This is a genomic window from Pseudoalteromonas sp. 19-MNA-CIBAN-0066 (assembly GCF_040308705.1).
Classification (GTDB): domain Bacteria; phylum Pseudomonadota; class Gammaproteobacteria; order Enterobacterales; family Alteromonadaceae; genus Pseudoalteromonas; species Pseudoalteromonas nigrifaciens.
Genome location: NZ_JBEONZ010000087.1, coordinates 1 through 1,236 on the forward strand (window position 1 = coordinate 1; position 1,236 = coordinate 1,236).

General features: G+C 39.7%; 1 protein-coding gene. It reads left to right on the forward strand.

Annotated features, from left to right (window positions below; all coding sequences use genetic code 11):
* The first annotated feature begins 303 nt into the window (after positions 1-303).
* The gene (locus tag AAEZ18_RS18280; protein WP_165723462.1) at positions 304-1,047 is read left to right on the forward strand and encodes a DUF4145 domain-containing protein; all 744 of its coding nucleotides are present in this window, start codon (positions 304-306) and stop codon (positions 1,045-1,047) included.
* Positions 1,048-1,236: the final 189 nt, after the last annotated feature.

Consider the following 1,236-nt stretch of genomic DNA (forward strand, 5'->3'; position numbering starts at 1 on the left):
TTACCGACCTAATGCCGTGGAATGTGCAGCTAGACTTCGATTATAGCTAAGCGCACTGCTTAAATGCGCGCTTACGTATTAATATACAATTTTGTTGTTGTGCTCCCAGATTCAAGAAAATGAGCGACGAGCGCATTTTCTTTTTCTGAATACCTTTAGTGTCATAAAAATATTAAAGTTGGCAATGCATTACGTTATTTGTTAAAAATAGATTCATTAATACATGCGCGTAACATCGGCACAAAGATGCGCGACGAGCGCACTATAAAATTGTTATGTGCTTTATCGAGTAGGAGACAGACTTTGGATCTAAACCCAAAATACAGAAGTGAAAAGTTTCAGTGCCCACACTGTCAGGTTGCCTCTCAGCAGGCTTGGTTTGACGTTGATAATTCGAGTGATGCAGCTAATAATATAATAAATCATGTATTTTATGACTATAGAACGCGCATAAAGGATTATCAGCAAAATGCCATCTCAGCTTTTATAGAGCAAGTTGTAGATGCAAATAATCGACATATGTGCGAGTTTGTTCCGGAAGGTTTTTCTGTTGCAACTTGCTCAACGTGTAATGAATTCTCTTTGTGGGTAAATCAAGAAATTGTCTATCCAAAACAAACGACAGTATCGCCTCCAAATGAAGATATGGATCAAGAAATTCAGGAATTGTATCTGGAGGCATCCACAATTGTTGTTGATTCTCCCAAAGGTGCTACGGCCTTACTTAGATTGGCACTCCAACTATTGCTCAAGCAACTAGGTAAGTCGGGTAAAAATATTAACAACGACATAAAAGATCTTGTAGCAGAAGGGCTAAGTCCAAAAATTCAAAAAGCACTAGACTTACTTCGAGTTGTAGGGAATAACGCTGTGCATCCAGGTCAAATTGACTTAGAAGATGGTAGAGACATAGCGCTGAAGTTATTCCACGTTCTTAACTTCATCGCAGATGAAATGATTTCAAAGCCTAAAGAGTTAGATCTGCTCTATTCAGATATTGTACCTGAGGAAACGCAGCAACATATTAAAGAAAGAGATGGTCAATGATGTCAATTTGTAGTCGCGCACATAACAAAGCGCTGCACACGGATAAATTACTCGCTGCGCTCCTAATTTACCCGTGAGCGCGGCGTTACTGACTAAATACTCTAACTTGCTTTTGTCCAAAAACGAGTTTACCCGACCGTTCGCTCTTCGCTTTTAGCCGAGCTTCGTAAAAGTGCCAATAGTGGATGG